Below are 19,685 nucleotides of genomic sequence, written 5' to 3' on the forward strand. Positions count from 1 at the left end.
CCTGCGTCAAAGGGCCACAGACTCGCAGACTGTACCGTCGCTTCGTTTATACTTGCTGCGATCCGCCTGGAGCGCTCATCAGGAGAGCTCATGCTCGCCCCCGTAAAACTGACTTCCGCCACTCGCCAGAACCTCTGGCGCCTGACGTTTATCCGCACCCTGGTGCTGGCCGCCCAGGCCGGTTCCGTGGGGCTCGCCTATTGGTTTGAACTGCTGCCGCTGCCTTGGCTGCAACTGTGGGTGACCCTGGCCTTTTCCACGGTGCTGTGTGTGTTCACGGCCATCCGCCTGCGCACCACCTGGCCGGTGACGGAGCTGGAGTACGCGCTGCAACTGGCCTGCGACCTGTTTATCCACAGCGTGTTGCTGTATTTCTCCGGTGGCTCTACCAACCCCTTCGTTTCCTATTACCTGGTACCGCTGACCATCGCTGCCGTGACCTTGCCGTGGCGCTATTCGGTGATCCTGTCGGGGATCGCCCTGGCGCTTTACACCTTGTTGCTGGCGCAGTTCTATCCCCTGGAAACCTTCCCGATTGCCCGGGAAAACCTGCAGATCTACGGCATGTGGCTGAGCTTCGCGCTGTCGGCGGCGGTGATCACCTTTTTTGCCGCGCGCATGGCCGAAGAGCTGCGGCGCCAGGAAGAACTGCGCGCAATCCGCCGTGAAGAGGGCTTGCGTGACCAGCAACTGCTGGCCGTGGCGACCCAGGCCGCCGGTGCGGCCCATGAACTGGGCACGCCGCTGGCAACCATGAGCGTGCTGATCAAGGAAATGCGCCAGGACCATCACGACCCGGCCTTGCAAGACGACTTCGGCGTGTTGCAGGAGCAGGTCAAGCAATGCAAGCAGACCTTGCAGCAACTGGTGCGTGCCGCTGAAGCCAACCGGCGCCTGGCGGTGGATATGCAAGACGTCACCCAGTGGCTGGACGAAGCCCTGAACCGCTGGCACTTGATGCGTCCCGAAGCCAGTTACCGTTTCCACCTGCTGGGGCAGGGCGCAGTGCCGCGTATGGCACCACCGCCGGACCTGACCCAGGCGTTGCTGAACCTGTTGAACAATGCAGCCGACGCCTGCCCGGAAGGGTTGGAAGTGCAGTTGGACTGGGATTGGGAAAACCTCACCATCAGTATTCGCGACCACGGCGCTGGCGTGCCGCTGGCGATTGCCGAGCAGATCGGCAAGCCATTCTTTACCACCAAGGGCAAAGGCTTCGGCCTGGGCCTGTTCTTGAGCAAGGCCAGCGTGACCCGCGCTGGCGGCTCGGTGAAACTTTACCCCCATGAGGAAGGCGGCACGCTCACCGAGCTGCGCCTGCCCCGTGCTGCACGAGGAGACATCGATGAGTGACGAGATCCAAGTCGAAGGCGAAGAACTGCCGCACCTGTTGCTGGTAGATGACGATGCCACCTTTACCCGCGTAATGGCGCGAGCCATGAGCCGTCGCGGGTTTCGCGTCAGCACTGCAGGTTCCGCCGAAGAAGGCCTGGCCATCGCCCAGGCCGACCTGCCGGACTACGCGGCACTGGACCTGAAAATGGACGGTGACTCGGGCCTGGTGCTGCTGCCCAAGCTGCTGGAGCTGGACCCGGAAATGCGCGTGCTGATCCTCACCGGGTATTCGAGCATTGCCACCGCTGTCGAGGCGATCAAGCGCGGTGCCTGCAACTACCTGTGCAAGCCGGCGGACGCCGATGATGTGCTGGCCGCCTTGCTCTCCGAGCATGCCGACCTCGACACCCTGGTGCCGGAAAACCCGATGTCGGTGGACCGCCTACAGTGGGAGCACATCCAGCGCGTGTTGACCGAGCACGAAGGCAATATCTCAGCCACGGCCCGTGCCCTGGGCATGCACCGCCGGACCTTGCAGCGCAAGCTGCAGAAGCGCCCGGTACGGCGCTGAACTACGGTGAGTGGGCTTGTGTGGGAGCGAGCCCGCTCCCACATTGGATCTCCATTGTTCTGCCGATCCAGTTCCAACAAAAAGCCCGGCTGATCATGGATCAGCCGGGCTTTTTGTATTGCTTGAAAACGACTTACTTTTTCAAGCCGTAATGCTCATCCAGCATGCCGGGGGCGTTCGGCGTCTTTGGCGCGTAGTCCCGCGGCGGCTCCTGGTTTTCCCGTGGCGGGGTCAGGCGCTCCCGTGGGGCTTGCGTGGCATCGGAATGCAGCGCGGCCAGCAGACGCTGACGGGTAATATCGTCCAGAGCCAGGCGGTTGGCGCCATCGGCGAGGTGATCCTGTACTTCCTGGTAGCTCTGGGTGAGCTTCTTGACCAGGGTCGCGGTGCTGTTGAAGTGGGTAACAACCTCGTTCTGATAACTGTCAAAACGTTCCTGGATGTCATCCAACTGACGCTGCGTGCGGTTAGGCGCGGCATTCGGCAGGAGGCGAGCAACCAGGAATCCAATGGCGACACCGGCAACCAGGGCAAGAGTCGGCAACAACCAAACTAAGAGCGAGTGTTCCACGAGTCCTTCCTCTATAAACGGCTTTGCTTTACGTTAACGGCTCGGACCTGCGCTGTATACCGCGATTAAGCTCGCAATGATGCCATGCACAGACTTTTAGCTAGACGAGTCGACCCCTTGAGAGGTCACGGAGTTCATTCCTTGCTCATGCGTGAAACCCCTGTTTTGATTGATGGCCCGGTAGGCCAATTGGAAGCCTTGTACCTCGATCACCCCGAGCCACGTGGCCTGGCGCTGATCTGCCACCCCAACCCGGTGCAGGGTGGGACCATGCTCAATAAAGTCGTCTCGACCCTGCAACGTACCGCCCGCGATGCCGGTTTGATTACTTTGCGTTTCAATTACCGTGGCGTCGGTGCCAGCGCGGGTAGCCATGATATGGCCACAGGTGAAGTGGACGATGCCGAAGCCGCCGTAAGCTGGCTGCGTGAAAAACACCCGGACCTGCCCATCACCTTGCTGGGTTTCTCGTTCGGTGGATTTGTTGCCGCCAGTCTCGGCGGGCGCCTGGAAGCCAAGGGCGAAAAACTCGCGCACCTGTTTATGGTGGCTGCGGCCGTCATGCGTTTGCGTGACGAGGACCCGCTTCCACAGGGCTGCCCGCTGACCGTGATCCAGCCGGAAACCGACGAAGTGGTCGACCCGCAGCAGGTCTACGACTGGTCTGCCGCCCTCAAACGCCCCCATGAGCTGCTGAAAGTGGCAGAATGCGGGCACTTTTTTCATGGCAAGCTCACCGATCTCAAGGATCTGGTGCTGCCGCGCCTTTCGAATTGATAGCAGTCTGATAAGCGATTACCCATGACGACTCGTACCCGTATCCTCACCGGCATCACCACCACCGGCACCCCGCACCTGGGCAACTACGCCGGTGCCATCCGCCCGGCGATCCTCGCCAGCCAGGATGCCAATGCCGATTCGTTCTACTTCCTGGCTGACTACCACGCGCTGATCAAGTGCGATGACCCGCAGCGCATCCAGCGCTCGCGTATGGAAATCGCCGCGACCTGGCTGGCCGGTGGCCTGGATGTGAACCGGGTGACCTTCTACCGTCAGTCCGATATCCCGGAAATTCCCGAGCTGACCTGGCTGCTGACTTGCGTCGCGGCCAAGGGCCTGCTCAACCGCGCCCACGCCTACAAGGCCTCGGTGGACAAGAACCTGGAAAACGGCGAAGACCCGGATGCCGGGATCAGCATGGGCCTGTACAGCTATCCGGTGCTGATGGCGGCGGACATCCTGATGTTCAATGCCCATAAGGTGCCGGTCGGCCGCGACCAGATCCAGCACGTGGAAATGGCCCGTGATATCGGCCAGCGCTTCAACCACCTGTTCGGCAAGGGCAAAGAGTTCTTCACCATGCCCGAGGCAGTGATCGAAGAAGGTGTCGCCACCTTGCCGGGCCTGGATGGGCGCAAGATGTCGAAGAGCTACGACAACACCATTCCGTTGTTCACCACCGCCAAGGACATGAAGGACGCGATCTCGCGAATCGTCACCGACTCCCGCGCGCCGGGTGAGGCCAAGGATCCGGATAACTCGCACCTGTTCACCTTGTACCAGGCGTTCGCCACCCCTGAACAGGAACAGCAACTGCGCAGCGAACTGCTCGACGGCCTGGGCTGGGGCGAGGCGAAAAACCGCCTGTTCCAACTGCTGGACGGCCAGTTGGGCGAAGCCCGCGAGCGCTACCATCAATTGATGGCGCGCCCTTCGGACATGGAAGATCTGCTGCTGGTCGGCGCCAAGAAGGCCCGTGCCGTCGCCGGTCCATTCCTGCAGGAGCTGCGGGAAGCCGTGGGCCTGCGCTCGTTCGTCAACCAGGCCACCGAGGCTGCCAGCACCAAGAAGAAGGCAGTCAAGGCCGCGCGGTTTGTCAGCTTCCGTGAAGACGACGGCAGCTTCCGCTTCCGCCTGCTGGCGGCTGACGGCGAGCAACTGTTGTTGTCGCGCAACTTTGCCGATGGCAAGGCGGCGGGCGCTGTCACCAAGCAGTTGCAGTCCGGCCAGGCGCTGGATGTGCGCAGTGAGGCCTTGGGCTTTACGGTGTGGCTCGACGGCGCGTGTATCGCCGACAGCCCGGCCTTCGCCGACAGCGCTGCGCGGGATGCCGCCATCGAAGCCGTGCGCGTAGCATTGACGCCAATCGAAGACTGACCCGACCAAGGGTTGATTGCCATTATCCGGGGCCGTCGTTACAGTGACGGCCCGTTTTTGTTGCCTTGCTAACGAAATTATGACGCCCCTAGAACGATATCAAGCTGATCTGAAGCGCCCCGACTTCTTCCATGATGCTGCCCAGGAAACGGCGGTGCGTCACTTGCAGCGCCTGTACGAAGACCTGGTCGCCTCTTCCCAGAGCAAGCCGGGGATGCTCAGCAAGCTGTTTGGCAAGAAAGACCAGACGCCGGTCAAGGGCTTGTACTTCTGGGGCGGTGTGGGTCGCGGCAAGACGTACCTGGTCGACACCTTCTTCGAAGCGCTGCCGTTCAAGGAGAAGTCGCGCACTCACTTCCACCGCTTCATGAAGCGTGTGCACGAAGAGATGAAGACCCTGCACGGCGAGAAAAACCCGCTGACCATCATCGCCAAGCGTTTCTCCCAGGAAGCGCGGGTGATCTGTTTCGATGAGTTCTTCGTGTCCGATATCACCGATGCGATGATTCTCGGCACCCTGATGGAAGAGTTGTTCAAGAACGGCGTGACCCTGGTCGCCACCTCGAACATCGTGCCTGACGGTCTGTACAAGGACGGCCTGCAGCGTGCGCGTTTCCTGCCGGCCATCGCTCTGATCAAGCAGCACACCGATATCGTCAACGTCGACAGCGGCGTCGATTACCGCCTGCGGCACCTCGAGCAAGCCGAGTTGTTCCACTTCCCCCTCGACGAAGCGGCCCACGAAAGCCTGCGCAAGAGCTTCCGTGCGTTGACGCCGGAATGCACCCAGGCGGTGGAAAACGATAAGTTGATGATCGAGAATCGCCAGATCATTGCCCTGCGCACCTGTGACGACGTGGCCTGGTTCGACTTCCGCGAGCTGTGCGACGGCCCCCGCAGCCAGAACGACTACATCGAACTGGGCAAGATTTTCCATGCGGTGATCTTGAGCGGTGTCGAGCAAATGAGCGTCACTACCGACGACATCGCCCGGCGCTTTATCAACATGGTCGATGAATTCTACGACCGTAACGTCAAGCTGATCATCTCGGCTGAAGTCGAACTCAAGGACCTCTACACCGGCGGTCGCTTGAACTTCGAATTCCAACGGACCCTGAGCCGCTTGCTGGAAATGCAGTCCCACGAGTTCCTGGCGCGGGCGCACAAGCCTTAGGCAAACACCGAACCAAAATGTGGGAGCGGGCTTGCTCGCGAATGCGGTGTATCAGTCGACTTATTCGTTAACTGACACACCGCATTCGCGAGCAAGCCCGCTCCCACATTTGATTGTGCCCGCCTTTAGTTAGGCGGCCTGCTGGAACTGCTGGCGATACTGGTTCGGCGACAGTTCCGTGTGCTGCCTGAACAGTCGCGCAAAAAAGCTCGCATCGTCGTAGCCCACCTCATAGCTGATGGTCTTGATGCTCTTGCGGCTGCCCGACAACAACCCCTTGGCTGTCTCGATGCGCAGGCGTTGCAGGTAGTGCAGCGGCTTGTCGCCGGTAGCGGTCTGGAAGCGCCGCATAAAGTTGCGGATGCTCATGCCGTGTTCACGGGCCACGTCTTCAAAGCGGAACTTGTCGGCGAAGTGCTCTTCGAGCCAATGCTGGATCTGCAGGATGATCACATCCTGGTGCAGCTTCTGCCCACCAAAACCGATGCGTCCCGGCGCGTAGCTGCGCTGCACTTCGTAAAGGATGTCGCGGGCCACGGCCTGGGCGATGTTGGCGCCGCAGAAGCGCTCGATCAGATAAATGTAGAGATCGCAGGCTGACGTGGTGCCCCCGGCGCAGTACAGGTTATCGGCGTCGGTCAGGTGCTTGTCCTGATTGAGCTGGACCTTGGGGAAGCGTTCGCTGAAGGCGTTGAAGAAGCGCCAGTAGGTGGTCGCTTCCTTGCCATCGAGCAGGCCGGCTTCGGCGAGCCAGAACACTCCGGTGGCCTCACCGCATAACACCGCCCCGCGCGCATGTTGCTCGCGCAGCCAGGGCAGGATCTGTGGGTAGCGTTTGCTCAGGGCGTCGAAGTCATCCCAGAAGGCCGGCAGCACAATGATATCGGCGTTTTCCAGGCCGCCGTCGACCGGCATGATCACATCGCTGAAGCTGCACACCGATTGCCCATCGGGGCTTACCAGGCGGGTTTCAAAGGCCGGCGTGAGGCCCAGGCCCTGCTGTTTGCCGTAACGCAGGCTGGCGAGGTGGAAGAAATCCTTGGCTTGCATGAGGGTGGAAGCAAACACCCGGTCAATGGCCAAAATGCTGACGCGCCGCAAGGGCGTGGAGACGAGGTTAGACATAATTTCGATTATTCTTATAGGGGAAAGTGGTCAACTAACGGCTGGATCGTCTTATTTTTTGTCGCATGTGTCCAGTGTCCTGTGACGTCCGTGCAGCTTAGGCTCTGTGATCTTGTTTTTGTCCGACAATCGACGCAGGTGACTCATGATTCCCAGAACCTTGTTCAGCTCCGAGCACGAACTCTTCCGCCAGAGCGTGCGCACCTTCCTCGAAAAAGACGCGGTGCCGTACCATGCGCAATGGGAAAAGCAGGGCCATATTGATCGCGCCCTGTGGAGCAAGGCGGGGGAGGCGGGGATGCTGTGCTCGCACCTGCCGGAAGAATATGGCGGCCTGGGCGCGGACTTTCTCTACAGCACCGTGGTGATCGAAGAGATCGGCCGCCTGGGGCTGACCGGGATTGGCTTCTCCCTGCATTCGGACATTGTTGCGCCGTATATCCTGCATTACGGCAGCGAGGCGCTGAAGCACAAGTACCTGCCCAAGCTCGTTTCCGGGGAGATGGTCACGGCCATTGCCATGACCGAGCCGGGTGCCGGGTCGGACCTGCAGGGGGTCAAGACCACTGCCGTGCTGGACGGCGATGAGTATGTAATCAACGGCTCCAAGACGTTTATTACCAATGGCTTCCTGGCGGACCTGGTGATTGTGGTGGCCAAGACCGATCCCAAGGCCGGCGCCAAGGGCACCAGTCTGTTTCTGGTCGAGGCCAATACGCCGGGCTTCGACAAGGGCAAGCGCCTGGAAAAGGTCGGGATGAAGGCTCAGGACACCTCCGAGCTGTTCTTCCAGGACGTGCGGGTGCCCAAGGAGAACCTGCTGGGCCAGGCGGGGATGGGCTTTGCCTACCTGATGCAGGAGCTGCCCCAGGAGCGCCTGACCGTGGCGATCGGCGCCCTGGCGTCGGCCGAGGCGGCGCTGCAATGGACCCTGGACTACACCCGCGAGCGCAAGGCGTTCGGCAAGGCGATTGCCGACTTCCAGAACACCCGCTTCAAGCTGGCGGAGATTGCGACCGAGGTGCAGATTGGTCGGGTGTTTGTCGACAAGTGCCTGGAACAGCACCTGCAAGGCAAGCTGGATGTGCCGACGGCGGCGATGGCCAAATACTGGACCACTGACCTGCAATGCAAGGTGCTCGATGAGTGTGTGCAGTTGCACGGCGGCTACGGTTACATGTGGGAATACCCGATAGCCCGGGCCTGGGCGGATGCGCGGGTACAGCGCATTTATGCGGGGACCAATGAGATCATGAAGGAGATTATTGCGCGGGCGCTTTGAATCTCTGGTGCTGTTGAGGGCCCCATCGCAGGCAAGCCAGCGCCCACATTACCGATCAAATGTGGGCGCTGGCTTGCCTGCGATGGCGGCCTGAAGGTCAATCAAGGCGCAGGATTTGGGTGATCCTTCTGAATCGCCTCGATCCCGTCCAACACCTCTTTCGACAGTTTCAGATCAGCACTGGCGATATTGCTGTCCAACTGCGCAAGCGTCGTCGCGCCAATGATATTGCTGGTCACAAACGGCTGCTGCGTGACAAACGCCAGGGCCATCTGCGCCGGGTCCAGGCCGTGCTCGCGGGCCAGGGCCACATAGCGGCTGCACGCGGCTTCCGATTGCGGGTTGAAGTAGCGGCTAAAGCGGCTGTAGAGGCTCAAACGACCCTTGGCCGGCCGTGCGCCGCCTTCGTACTTGCCGCTGAGCATGCCGAATGCCAGTGGCGAATATGCCAGCAAGCCACATTGCTCACGGATGGCGACTTCTGCCAGGCCCACTTCAAAGCTGCGGTTGAGCAGGTTGTAGGGGTTCTGAATCGACACCGCGCGGGTCCAGCCACGGGCCTCGGCCAGGGCCAGGAACTTCATGGTGCCCCACGGCGTTTCATTGGACAGGCCGATATGGCGGATCTTGCCGGCCTTGACCTGCTCGTCGAGGGCTTCGAGGGTTTCTTCCAGCGGTGTGAGGTCGGGCTCTTCCTGATGCTTGTAGCTCAGTTGGCCGAAGAAGTTGGTGCTGCGTTCCGGCCAGTGCAGTTGGTACAGGTCGATCCAGTCGGTCTGCAGGCGCTTGAGGCTGGCGTCCAGGGCGTCGACGATGTGCTTGCGGTTGTGCTTGAGCTGGCCGTCGCGGATGTAGTCGATGGTGTTGCCGGGGCCGGCGATCTTGCTGGCGAGGATCCAGTCGGCGCGGTCGCCCCGACTCTTGAAGTAGTTGCCGATGTAGCGTTCGGTGGTGGCGTAGGTGTCAGCCTTGGGGGGGACCGGGTACATTTCTGCGGTATCGAGGAAGTTGATCCCCGCACCTTTGGCTCTTTCAATCTGGGCGAAGGCCTCTGCCTCGGTGTTTTGCTCGCCCCAGGTCATGGTCCCGAGGCAGATCGCGCTCACGTTCAGATCGGTCCGGCCCAGCTGTCGATAATCCATCGGGTGCTCCTTCGGGGAAAACAATCATAAAAGCAGGTTGAATTTTTTTTCGCAATCTGCATAATTGCCCACCTCTTTCTGCAGTGGAAGTGATGCGCCGCCTGCCGAAGAATCTTGCCGTTGAACGGACGCGCTGACCCGAGCCCCCGATAGCGTCTGTATCCGGCTGCCTTTGACTTGTCAAAGTACGCACTATTCAGTAAGATCCGCCGTCTAATTTACAGGGCGGCCCCTGAGGCTATTAAAGAATGACAACTTTTACTGCAAAACCGGAAACAGTTCAGCGCGACTGGTTTGTCGTCGACGCCGCTGGTCAGACCCTGGGTCGTCTGGCCACTGAAGTCGCCAGCCGTCTGCGTGGCAAGCACAAGCCTGAGTACACCCCTCACGTTGATACCGGTGACTACATCGTAATCATCAACGCTGAGCAGGTTCGTGTAACCGGCAACAAAGCAAGCGACAAAATGTACTACCGTCACTCCGGTTTCCCAGGCGGTATCAAGTCTTCGAACTTCGAAGGCCTGATTGCCAAGAAGCCTGAAGCCCCGATCGAGATCGCGGTTAAAGGTATGCTGCCGAAGGGCCCACTGGGTCGCGACATGTATCGCAAGCTGAAAGTCTATGCGGGCGCTGCTCACCCTCATGCTGCTCAGCAGCCCCAAGAACTGAAGTTTTAACGGAATAGTTCATTATGTCGGCGACTCAAAATTACGGCACTGGCCGTCGCAAAACCGCAACCGCACGCGTTTTCCTGCGTCCGGGCACTGGTAACATCTCGATCAACAACCGCACTCTGGACAACTTCTTCGGCCGCGAAACTGCCCGCATGGTAGTTCGTCAGCCGCTGGAACTGACCGAGACCGTTGAAAAGTTCGACATCTACGTCACCGTTATCGGTGGCGGTGTAAGTGGTCAAGCTGGCGCAATCCGCCACGGTATCACTCGCGCTCTGATGCAGTACGACGAAACCCTGCGCGGCGCTCTGCGCAAAGCTGGCTTCGTGACTCGCGATGCCCGTGAAGTTGAACGTAAGAAAGTCGGTCTGCGTAAAGCGCGTAAGCGTCCGCAGTACTCGAAGCGTTAATTCGCTTTACGTTCCACAAAAACGCCCAGCCTCCTCGCGGAGCTGGGCGTTTTTTATTGCCCGCTTTTTATGCAGGTTTTTTCTGTGTGACAACTTGCCACATCCGTAGACCCCCTATACTACAAGGCTTGGGGCTTAGGCTCCGGGTAATTACCTTGTCAGAGGTGGGGCTTTTCATTACCATTCGGCAAAATTTTTATAAGTTCAGATTTAATACTTAGTAGACGCCTGATTTAACAGGCCAAAAAGCTGATGGGAGAGGACTGAATGAGCAATGACGGCGTGAATGCAGGCCGGCGTCGCTTCTTGGTAGCAGCCACATCCGTTGTGGGTGCTGCAGGAGCGGTGGGGGCTGCGGTCCCGTTCGTGGGGTCATGGTTTCCCAGTGCCAAGGCGAAAGCCGCAGGTGCACCGGTGAAGGTGAATGTCAGCAAGATCGAGCCAGGCCAGCAGATGATTGCTGAGTGGCGCGGCCAGCCAGTATTCATCGTTCGTCGTACCGAGGAAATCCTGGGGAATCTGAAGAAAATCGAGGGCCAGTTGTCTGACCCCGAATCCAAGAATTCCGAACAACCCGCCTACGCCCAAAACGAAGCGCGTTCGATCAAGCCAGAGATTCTGCTGCTGGTTGGTCTTTGCACGCACCTGGGCTGCTCGCCGACCTTCCGCCCGGAAGTCGCGCCTGTGGATCTGGGCAAGGACTGGGTTGGCGGCTATTTCTGCCCTTGCCACGGTTCCCACTACGACCTGGCCGGTCGCGTCTACAAATCCCAGCCTGCTCCGTTGAACCTGCCGGTTCCGCCGCACAACTACGAATCTGACGACGTTATTGTCATTGGTGTCGATAAGGAGAGCGCGTAATGAGCAAGTTCATGGATTGGGTGGATGCGCGCTTCCCCGCCACCAAAATGTGGGAAGACCATCTCAGCAAGTATTACGCGCCGAAGAACTTCAACTTCTTCTATTTCTTTGGCTCCCTGGCATTGCTGGTACTGGTCAATCAGATCGTGACCGGTGTCTGGCTGACCATGAGCTACACCCCGTCGGCGGAAGAAGCGTTTGCCTCCGTCGAATACATCATGCGCGACGTCGAGTACGGCTCGATCCTGCGTCTGTTGCACTCCACTGGCGCTTCGGCGTTCTTCATCGTGGTCTATCTGCACATGTTCCGTGGCTTGCTCTACGGCTCGTACCAGAAGCCGCGTGAGCTGGTGTGGGTGTTTGGCATGCTGATCTACCTGGCACTGATGGCAGAGGCCTTCATGGGCTACCTGCTGCCTTGGGGCCAGATGTCCTACTGGGGTGCCCAGGTGATCATCTCGCTGTTTGGCGCGATCCCGGTCATCGGCAACGACCTGACCCAGTGGATCCGTGGTGACTACCTGATTTCGGGCATCACCCTGAACCGCTTCTTTGCCTTGCATGTGGTGGCCTTGCCGATCGTGATTCTCGGTCTGGTGGTGCTGCACATCCTGGCGCTGCACGAAGTGGGTTCGAACAACCCGGACGGCGTGGACATCAAGAAGCACAAGGACGAGAACGGCATTCCGCTGGACGGCATTCCTTTCCACCCTTACTACACCGTGAAAGATATCGTCGGCGTGGTGGTGTTCCTGTTCGTCTTCTGCTCGATTGTGTTCTTCTTCCCGGAAATGGGCGGCTATTTCCTCGAAAAGCCTAACTTCGAACAGGCGAACGCATTCAAGACCCCGGAACACATTGCCCCGGTCTGGTACTTCACGCCGTTCTACGCCATTTTGCGGGCGATCCCCGACAAGCTCATGGGCGTTATCGCCATGGGTGCGGCCATTGCGGTGCTGTTCGTGTTGCCTTGGCTCGACCGTAGCCCGGTCAAGTCCATGCGCTACAAGGGCTGGCTGAGCAAAATCTGGCTGTGGGTGTTCTGCATCTCGTTCGTGATCCTGGGCGTGCTGGGCGTACTGGCGCCGACCCCTGAGCGGACGTTGTTGTCGCAGGTCTGCACCTTCCTGTACTTCGCCTACTTCATTCTGATGCCGTTCTACACCCGGCTCGAGAAGACAAAACCGGTTCCGGAAAGGGTGACTGGCTGATGAAAAAATTATTCGCTGCATTGATTCTTGCTGCCCTGCCGGCACTGTCCTTCGCGGCCGGGTCTGGCGTGGCACTGGAAAAAGTCGACATTGACGTTTCTGACAAGGCTGCCATGCAAGACGGCGCCCGTACGTTCGCCAACTACTGCATGGGCTGCCACAGCGCCAAGTTCCAGCGTTACGAGCGCGTGGCCGATGACCTGGGCATCCCTCATGAGCTGATGCTCAAGAACCTGGTGTTCACCGGTGCCAAGATTGGCGACCACATGAACATCGGCATGCAACCGGCCGACGCCAAGGCCTGGTTCGGGGCTGCACCGCCCGACCTGACCCTGGTAGCACGCGTACGTGGCACCGACTGGCTGTATGGCTACCTGAAATCGTTCTACGAAGACCCTACGCGCCCATGGGGCGTGAACAACAAGGTCTTCCCGAACGTGGGTATGCCTAACGTGCTGGTCGGCCTGCAAGGCCGTCAGGTGGTCGGATGCAAGCAGGTTCAAGTCGTGGAAAACGGCAAGAAGCAATATGACCCGCTGACCGGCACGCCGTTGACCCACGAAGCCTGTGACCAACTGACCATCGTGCCCAAGAGCGGCGCGCTGAACGAGGAGCAGTTCGACGAGAAGGTCAAGAACCTGGTGACCTTCCTGGCTTACTCCGCCAACCCGGTCAAACTGGAGCATCAACGCATCGGTACCTATGTGTTGCTGTACCTGGCTTTCTTCTTCGTATTCGCTTATTTGCTCAAGCGTGAATACTGGAAGGATGTGCATTGATCCAACCTTAGGCAATTGCTGTTAATCTTGCGCGCCCAGCGACGTCTCTGAACGGGTAACGCTCTGGTTGATCCAGGTGTTACAGGAGATGCTTTCTGGGCGCGCTCGTTTTTGAGCTTTCGATAATTTCAACAAGCGAGGAGGACCGCCATGGGCGTGACCAACCGGTTGGCCTGTTACTCCGACCCCGCCGACCACTATTCCCACCGAGTACGCATCGTGCTCGCAGAGAAGGGTGTCAGCGCCGAGATCATCAGTGTGGAGGTGGGACGTCACCCGCCGAAACTGATCGAAGTGAACCCTTACGGCAGCTTGCCCACCCTGGTCGATCGTGACCTGGCGTTGTGGGAGTCAACCGTGGTGATGGAATATCTGGATGAGCGTTACCCCCATCCACCTTTGCTGCCGGTGTATCCGGTGGCGCGTGCCAACAGCCGCCTGCTGATCCATCGGATCCAGCGTGACTGGTGTGGGCTGGTGGATCTGATTCTGGATACACGCAGCAAAGAAGCGGCCCGTGTGCAGGCGCGTAAGGAATTGCGCGAGAGCCTGACCGGCGTTTCTCCATTGTTCGCCGACAAACCTTTTTTCCTCAGTGAGGAACAAAGCCTGGTGGATTGCTGCCTATTACCCATACTCTGGCGTTTGCCGATTCTGGGCATTGAACTGCCGCGGCCTGCCAAGCCGCTGCTTGATTACATGGAGCGCCAGTTTGCGCGTGAGGCTTTCCAGGCAAGTCTGTCTGGCGTCGAACGTGATATGCGCTAAGGCTTAAGGAGCCGTTGATGAACTCCAGTCGACCTTACCTGGTCCGCGCGCTCTACGAGTGGATTGTGGACAACGATTGCACCCCGCATATGCTGGTCAATTCCGAGTTTCCTGCGGTGCAGGTGCCACAAGGTTTTGCCAGTGACGGACAGATTGTCCTGAACGTTTCACCCAGTGCCGTGCGTCAACTGCACATGGACAATGAAGCGGTCAGCTTTGAAGGGCGTTTTGGTGGGGTACCCCATACGCTCTATGTGCCCATCGGCGCGATCCTGGGCATTTATGCCCGGGAGAATGGCCAGGGCATGGTGTTTGATCTGGAGTCGTCCCTTGAAGACGACGAAGCGATTGAAATTGAAGATGATCTGCCGCCACCTGATTCCGAGCCACCGCGCCCTAGCGGCCGGCCGAGCTTGAAAGTGGTGAAGTGACAAAACATGCGCCTTCGGGCATGTGTTGAAAATGCCCCGGCTTAGGCTGGGGCATTTTTTTGCGCGCGATAAACCTTGGGCAAATCATGCAGGGCGGTGATCGTACAACTCGCTTGGGCTATGATGCCCTTTTGAATCATCGAGATAGTTGCCTGCCCATGGAAAACCTCAGCACAGCCCCGCGTCTTCCCCGCAAGCGCCGTAGCCTTGCCCAGGAACTGGTCACGGTGTTGTCCGAACAGATCCGCGATGGCCAGCTCAAGCGTGGCGACAAACTGCCCACCGAGTCAGCCATCATGGAAGCCCATGGGGTCAGCCGCACGGTGGTGCGCGAGGCAATCTCGCGGCTGCAGGCAGCCGGGCAGGTGGAAACCCGGCATGGCATCGGCACCTTTGTGCTGGATACGCCGAGCCCCAGCGGGTTCCGCATTGATCCGGCGACCGTGGTCACGCTGCGTGATGTACTGGCGATCCTCGAATTGCGCATCAGCCTGGAAGTGGAGTCTGCTGGTCTCGCGGCCCAGCGTCGCAGTGACGAGCAGTTGGCAGCGATGCGCGCGGCCCTCGATGCCCTGAATGAAAGTGCAGCGCACGCCAGTGATGCGGTAGCGTCGGACTTCCAGTTCCACTTGCAGATTGCCCTTTCCACCGGCAACCGTTACTTCACCGATATCATGACCCACCTGGGCACCAGCATTATTCCACGGACCCGCCTGAATTCTGCGCGCCTGGCCCATGACGACCAGCAGCACTACATGAGCCGCCTGAGCCGTGAGCACGAAGAGATTTATGAGGCGATTGCCCGTCAGGATTCAGATGCGGCGCGGGCGGCGATGAGATTGCATTTGACCAATAGTCGAGAGCGGCTGCGCCAGGCTCATGAAGAAGCGCAGGCGCAGCGGGGGTAATTCGGTGATTGCTAGGGAGGCATTTACGCCAGGAAAAAGTCGATTTGCTTAACGTCGCCATCTTTGATTTGGAAGTTTTTGCCTATGATCAATTCAGGCGGATCACCATCAAGTTGAACGGTATCTCCGATATTGGGTAGCTGCACAGCATCGATATTCTGCGTCGCTGCTTTGAATTTATTGGATTTGGATGTAAATGTGCATTTTCTAGTAGCCATGGCATGCCTCACTATTTCTCGATTACTGAAGGGCCTCCAGGGTGACTGCACCTCTTGCGGCTGAGGTCGCCCGGTGGTGGCGTTCAATCTAGGGGCGACGGGTACATCGCTGATACTGTCAGAATTCACAGTGACGACGAACGGTCCCCTGTATACGAGTCATCCGTACACAGGGGCGCTGTGGCTACATCAAGGCAGCGGGTTATTTGGCTTGTAGTCCTTAAGCAACAGATACGTACTCCACCCCCACCAATCATTGGTCCACTGCTTGTCATTCAAGTTGTTGACGTCCTTGCGCCGCAACACCTTGTCGCCCTCGGCCTTGAACAGCGGCGAAAAGTTATTCGCTGGATTGTTCGCCGCGTTCAAGTCCGGCACATGCAGTGGTGCCTTGAATGTGGCCGGGGAGGGCGCGATACCGCTGATGTACGCGTCGAAGATCTCATCGGCCGAAGCCTGTACCGCACGCTTCACCTGAGTGCGGTTGGCGGCGTCATTGCTATCGAAGTAGCGTTTGTCGCCATAGGCATGCCACTCATCGCCCAGGGCATTGCGCACATTGAGCCCGAACTTGCTGTCTTCATCGTGCATAAAGCGGCTGATCAACGACCCCAGTTCACCCGGTGTCACCACGGCCGCCAGTTGTTTGCGTGGGACGCGCAGGTGCCCTGCGGAAAACAGGTCGGTCAAGAAGTGATCAGCAAAGCTGTTCATGGCGTAAGCCAGTTCCAATTGCTGGCCACTGCCGCTTTGGTGAGCCACCACCGCTTGTTGCAGGGCGGCAGAATGCCCGGCCAGGTAGGCAGACAGCGCCCACTCGCCGAAATGGTCGGCATTATCGGCCGCCAGCTTCAAGTAGCGCCCCAGGGGAACCATGGCTGAAACCACGCTGCCGCCGCCGGTGATACGGTTCCACTCTTCAGACAACGTATCTCCTAGTGCGTCGTAGGCCTCATGGGGTTGCTTGCCATCCTGAATGGCCTGCTTCACTGCGTTGATCTCTTTTTGCATGACCGCGAGGATTTTGCCCGCTTCCTCCCGTGACGCCGGCAAAGTCGCCAGCGAGTTAAACGCGGCGGTGAAGCGCTGCACACGCTCGGTGGGTGACGCACCGTCACTGATGGGCTGGCCGGGAATTCCGTAGAAGTCACCGCCCAGGGAGATGATCTGACCATAGGTCAGGGCCAGGCCGTTGGGTAGGTGAAGCTTGACTTGCGCGCCCGGAATAGAGGGCGCGCCCTGCACGAAGCGCAGCTGGGTGTCATCGCCAATTGCGGTGTGCTCGCCGCCTTCAAAGCGCAGGGAGGGGAGGGTTTTGCGGGTAATGACCGATTCAAGTTCTGACATGTTAGCTCCTTGCTATGTCGTAGGAATCTTCCTTGATAACTGTATGTATATACAGTCATTGCGAGAATAGAGGAATAATTCCCTACGTCAAGGCGCTCGCTACTAATGACCTCGAAATACCGGCAAGCCGACAAAAGAAGGTTGACGAACATTTTTATAGTTGTGCGATGACGTACCACATAAATAATAACGTTCCAGTCTTCGTCTTTGCCCAGGGTGTTCAAATAATGAATCCACAAGAACTGAAGTCCATCCTCTCCCACGGTCTGCTGTCTTTCCCGGTCACCGATTTCAATGCCCAGGGTGAGTTCCACCCGGCGGGCTATATCAAGCGCTTGGAGTGGCTGGCCCCGTATGGCGCCTCTGCGTTGTTTGCGGCGGGCGGCACCGGTGAGTTTTTCTCCCTGGCAGCCAGTGAATACGCCCAAGTGGTGAAAACCGCAGTCGATACCTGCGCTACCAGCGTGCCGATCCTCGCCGGTGTCGGCGGCTCCACCCGCCAGGCCATCGAGTACGCCCAGGAAGCCGAGCGCCTGGGGGCCAAAGGCCTGCTGCTGTTGCCGCACTACCTGACCGAAGCCAGCCAGGATGGCGTCGCCGCCCATGTCGAGGCGGTGTGCAAGTCGGTAAAAATCGGTGTGGTGGTCTACAACCGCAACGTCTGCCGCCTGACCGCGCCGCTGCTGGAGCGCCTGGCCGAACGTTGCCCGAACCTGATCGGCTACAAGGATGGCCTGGGTGATATCGAGCTGATGGTGTCGATCCGCCGTCGTCTCGGTGATCGTTTCAGCTACCTGGGCGGCTTGCCGACTGCAGAGGTTTACGCCGCTGCCTACAAGGCCCTGGGCGTGCCGGTGTACTCCTCGGCAGTCTTCAACTTTATTCCCAAGACCGCGATGGACTTCTACCACGCGATTGCCCGGGAAGATCACGCCACCGTCAACAAGATCATCGACGACTTCTTCCTGCCTTACCTGGACCTGCGTAACCGCAAGGCCGGCTATGCCGTGAGCATCGTCAAGGCGGGCGCAAAAATCGCCGGCTATGACGCAGGCCCGGTACGTACCCCGCTGACCGATCTGCTGCCAGAAGAATACGAAGCCCTGGCCGCGCTGATCGACAAGCAAGGTGCGCAGTAACCCATTAATAAAGCCGCTGAGTGATCAGCGGCTTTTTGCGTAAGGAGAAGAGGCGTGTCCCAAGCCAAGCGTTTTGACAACTACATCGGCGGCCAATGGGTGGCCGGTGCGGACTACTCAAGCAATATCAACCCGTCGGATCTGTCGGATGTCATCGGCGATTTCGCCACGGCCGACCTGGCCCAGGTCAACGCCGCCATCGACGCGGCCCGCGCAGCGTTCCCGGCGTGGTCGACCTCCGGCATCCAGGCCCGGCATGACGCCCTGGATAAAGTCGGCAGCGAGATCCTCGCCCGCCGTGAAGAACTCGGTACGCTGCTGGCCCGCGAAGAGGGCAAGACCCTGCCGGAAGCCATCGGCGAAGTGACCCGTGCCGGTAATATCTTCAAGTTTTTTGCCGGCGAGTGCCTGCGCCTGTCCGGTGATTACCTGCCGTCGGTGCGCCCTGGGGTCAATGTCGAAGTCACCCGCGAAGCCTTGGGCGTGGTGGGCCTGATTACCCCGTGGAACTTCCCGATTGCCATCCCCGCCTGGAAAATCGCCCCGGCCCTGGCCTACGGCAACTGCGTGGTGCTCAAACCGGCAGACCTGGTGCCCGGCTGTGCCTGGGCCCTGGCCGAAATCATCTCCCGCGCCGGCTTCCCCAGTGGCGTGTTCAACCTGGTGATGGGCAGCGGCCGCGTCGTCGGCGATGCGCTGGTCAACAGCCGGCAGGTCGATGGCATCAGCTTTACCGGCTCCGTGGGCGTGGGCCGACAGATCGCAGTCAGTTGCGTGTCGCGCCAGGCCAAGGTGCAGTTGGAAATGGGCGGCAAAAACCCGCAGATCATTCTCGACGATGCCGACCTCAAGCAGGCCGTCGAGTTGTCGGTGCAGAGCGCGTTCTACTCCACCGGCCAGCGTTGCACGGCGTCCAGTCGCTTTATCGTCACGGCGGGGATCCACGAGCGATTCGTCGCGGCCATGGCCGAGCGCATGCAGTCGATCAAGGTCGGCCATGCCCTGCACGCTGGCACCGATATCGGTCCGGTGGTGTCCCAGGCCCAACTGGACCAGGACCTGAAATACATCGACATCGGCCAGGGCGAGGGTGCGCGGCTGGTCAGCGGTGGTGGCTTGGTGACGTGTGACACCGAAGGTTACTTCCTGGCGCCGACTCTGTTCGCCGACAGCCAGGCCGCCATGCGCATCAGCCGTGAAGAAATCTTCGGCCCGGTGGCCAATGTAGTGCGCGTGGCGGACTACGAAGCGGCACTGGCCATGGCCAACGACACCGAGTTCGGTTTGTCGGCAGGCATTGCCACCACCTCGCTCAAGTATGCCAACCACTTCAAGCGCCACTCCCAGGCAGGGATGGTGATGGTCAACCTGCCGACGGCGGGTGTGGATTATCACGTTCCCTTTGGTGGGCGTAAGGGCTCATCCTACGGTTCGCGTGAGCAAGGTCGCTATGCGCAAGAGTTCTACACCGTGGTGAAAACCAGCTACATCGGCTCGTAAACGCAATACGTGTGGGAGCCGGCGAGCCAGCTCCCACAAAAAAGCAGTGCGCAGCACCAAAACCATTACCCGCAAAAAAAAT

General features: G+C 59.4%; 21 protein-coding genes. 16 read left to right on the forward strand and 5 right to left on the reverse strand.

All coding sequences use genetic code 11. The features are described 5' to 3' along the window. The first annotated feature begins 90 nt into the window (after positions 1 to 90). Together HBO24_RS04845 and HBO24_RS04850 are read left to right on the forward strand one after the other, a co-directional pair. Positions 91 to 1,353: an ATP-binding protein gene (locus HBO24_RS04845; RefSeq protein ID WP_170059359.1), complete on the forward strand. Its 1,263-nt coding sequence runs from the start codon at positions 91 to 93 to the stop codon at positions 1,351 to 1,353. Then, entirely contained in the window at positions 1,346 to 1,906 is a 561-nt protein-coding gene (locus HBO24_RS04850) for a response regulator transcription factor (protein ID WP_057958431.1), read from the forward strand. The genes HBO24_RS04845 and HBO24_RS04850 overlap by 8 nt, the downstream gene beginning before the upstream one ends. Positions 1,907 to 2,039: 133 nt before the next feature. Here the strand turns inward: HBO24_RS04850 and HBO24_RS04855 are convergent, their stop codons facing one another. After that, positions 2,040 to 2,477, reverse strand: coding sequence for a DUF1043 family protein (locus HBO24_RS04855; protein WP_029291922.1), 438 nt, complete (start codon positions 2,475 to 2,477; stop codon positions 2,040 to 2,042). Positions 2,478 to 2,624: 147 nt separating this feature from the next. Between HBO24_RS04855 and HBO24_RS04860 the strand changes: the two genes are divergently transcribed. From HBO24_RS04860 to zapE, 3 genes are all read left to right on the forward strand, one after another. Further along, a complete protein-coding gene (locus HBO24_RS04860; protein ID WP_057438061.1) occupies positions 2,625 to 3,254 on the forward strand; it encodes an alpha/beta fold hydrolase in 630 nt (209 codons plus the stop codon). 24 nt (positions 3,255 to 3,278) lie between these two features. Next, on the forward strand, positions 3,279 to 4,634 hold the full coding sequence (locus HBO24_RS04865) for a tryptophan--tRNA ligase (protein ID WP_170044048.1): 1,356 nt from the start codon (positions 3,279 to 3,281) through the stop codon (positions 4,632 to 4,634). Positions 4,635 to 4,713: 79 nt separating this feature from the next. After that, positions 4,714 to 5,808: a cell division protein ZapE gene (gene zapE, locus HBO24_RS04870; protein WP_057438065.1), complete on the forward strand. Its 1,095-nt coding sequence runs from the start codon at positions 4,714 to 4,716 to the stop codon at positions 5,806 to 5,808. Positions 5,809 to 5,937: 129 nt separating this feature from the next. Here zapE and HBO24_RS04875 read toward each other — a convergent pair whose 3' ends face one another. Beyond that, positions 5,938 to 6,858, reverse strand: coding sequence for a GlxA family transcriptional regulator (locus tag HBO24_RS04875; protein WP_169866093.1), 921 nt, complete (start codon positions 6,856 to 6,858; stop codon positions 5,938 to 5,940). A gap of 220 nt (positions 6,859 to 7,078) precedes the next feature. On the opposite strand from HBO24_RS04875, the gene HBO24_RS04880 reads away from it, so the two are divergent. Beyond that, entirely contained in the window at positions 7,079 to 8,215 is a 1,137-nt protein-coding gene (locus HBO24_RS04880; protein ID WP_057958436.1) for an acyl-CoA dehydrogenase family protein, read from the forward strand. Positions 8,216 to 8,316: 101 nt separating this feature from the next. On the opposite strand, the gene HBO24_RS04885 is transcribed toward HBO24_RS04880, so the two are convergent. After that, complete coding sequence (locus tag HBO24_RS04885; protein ID WP_170059360.1) at positions 8,317 to 9,357, reverse strand: NADP(H)-dependent aldo-keto reductase; 1,041 nt, start codon at positions 9,355 to 9,357, stop codon at positions 8,317 to 8,319. Positions 9,358 to 9,605: 248 nt separating this feature from the next. Here HBO24_RS04885 and rplM point away from each other — a divergent pair, with 248 nt between their 5' ends. The 8 genes from rplM (at position 9,606) to HBO24_RS04925 (ending at position 15,399) form a co-directional block, all read left to right on the forward strand. Further along, positions 9,606 to 10,034: a 50S ribosomal protein L13 gene (gene rplM, locus HBO24_RS04890; protein WP_029291908.1), complete on the forward strand. Its 429-nt coding sequence runs from the start codon at positions 9,606 to 9,608 to the stop codon at positions 10,032 to 10,034. A gap of 14 nt (positions 10,035 to 10,048) precedes the next feature. Beyond that, complete coding sequence (rpsI, locus tag HBO24_RS04895; protein WP_003171743.1) at positions 10,049 to 10,441, forward strand: 30S ribosomal protein S9; 393 nt, start codon at positions 10,049 to 10,051, stop codon at positions 10,439 to 10,441. A 267-nt stretch (positions 10,442 to 10,708) separates the two neighbouring features. Beyond that, positions 10,709 to 11,302, forward strand: coding sequence for a ubiquinol-cytochrome c reductase iron-sulfur subunit (gene petA, locus HBO24_RS04900; RefSeq protein ID WP_032860120.1), 594 nt, complete (start codon positions 10,709 to 10,711; stop codon positions 11,300 to 11,302). Further along, positions 11,302 to 12,513 carry a cytochrome bc complex cytochrome b subunit gene (locus HBO24_RS04905; RefSeq protein WP_003188526.1) on the forward strand — a complete coding sequence of 404 codons (1,212 nt, stop codon included), beginning with the start codon at positions 11,302 to 11,304 and terminating at the stop codon, positions 12,511 to 12,513. The genes petA and HBO24_RS04905 overlap by 1 nt, the downstream gene beginning before the upstream one ends. Beyond that, positions 12,513 to 13,292 (forward strand): cytochrome c1, encoded by a 780-nt coding sequence (locus tag HBO24_RS04910; protein WP_057438069.1) that lies wholly within the window; start codon positions 12,513 to 12,515, stop codon positions 13,290 to 13,292. Before HBO24_RS04905 ends, HBO24_RS04910 begins: the two co-directional genes overlap by 1 nt. Positions 13,293 to 13,442: 150 nt before the next feature. After that, entirely contained in the window at positions 13,443 to 14,060 is a 618-nt protein-coding gene (locus HBO24_RS04915; RefSeq protein WP_027604841.1) for a glutathione S-transferase N-terminal domain-containing protein, read from the forward strand. Positions 14,061 to 14,077: 17 nt separating this feature from the next. Beyond that, a complete protein-coding gene (locus HBO24_RS04920) occupies positions 14,078 to 14,491 on the forward strand; it encodes a ClpXP protease specificity-enhancing factor (protein ID WP_057438071.1) in 414 nt (137 codons plus the stop codon). A gap of 158 nt (positions 14,492 to 14,649) precedes the next feature. After that, positions 14,650 to 15,399, forward strand: coding sequence for a FadR/GntR family transcriptional regulator (locus HBO24_RS04925; RefSeq protein ID WP_057958438.1), 750 nt, complete (start codon positions 14,650 to 14,652; stop codon positions 15,397 to 15,399). 23 nt (positions 15,400 to 15,422) lie between these two features. On the opposite strand, the gene HBO24_RS04930 is transcribed toward HBO24_RS04925, so the two are convergent. Then, positions 15,423 to 15,617, reverse strand: a complete 195-nt coding sequence (locus tag HBO24_RS04930; protein ID WP_170044049.1) for a hypothetical protein — start codon at positions 15,615 to 15,617, stop codon at positions 15,423 to 15,425. 189 nt (positions 15,618 to 15,806) lie between these two features. After that, entirely contained in the window at positions 15,807 to 16,964 is a 1,158-nt protein-coding gene (locus tag HBO24_RS04935) for a hypothetical protein (RefSeq protein WP_057958439.1), read from the reverse strand. A gap of 227 nt (positions 16,965 to 17,191) precedes the next feature. Between HBO24_RS04935 and kdgD the strand changes: the two genes are divergently transcribed. After that, entirely contained in the window at positions 17,192 to 18,103 is a 912-nt protein-coding gene (gene kdgD, locus HBO24_RS04940) for a 5-dehydro-4-deoxyglucarate dehydratase (RefSeq protein ID WP_057438078.1), read from the forward strand. Positions 18,104 to 18,157: 54 nt separating this feature from the next. Further along, positions 18,158 to 19,603: an aldehyde dehydrogenase family protein gene (locus tag HBO24_RS04945; RefSeq protein ID WP_170059361.1), complete on the forward strand. Its 1,446-nt coding sequence runs from the start codon at positions 18,158 to 18,160 to the stop codon at positions 19,601 to 19,603. The last annotated feature ends 82 nt before the right edge of the window (positions 19,604 to 19,685 follow it).

Origin of the sequence: Pseudomonas sp. WS 5410 (genome assembly GCF_012985645.1) — a bacterium.
In the GTDB taxonomy this organism is placed as follows: Bacteria; Pseudomonadota; Gammaproteobacteria; order Pseudomonadales; family Pseudomonadaceae; genus Aquipseudomonas; species Aquipseudomonas shahriarae.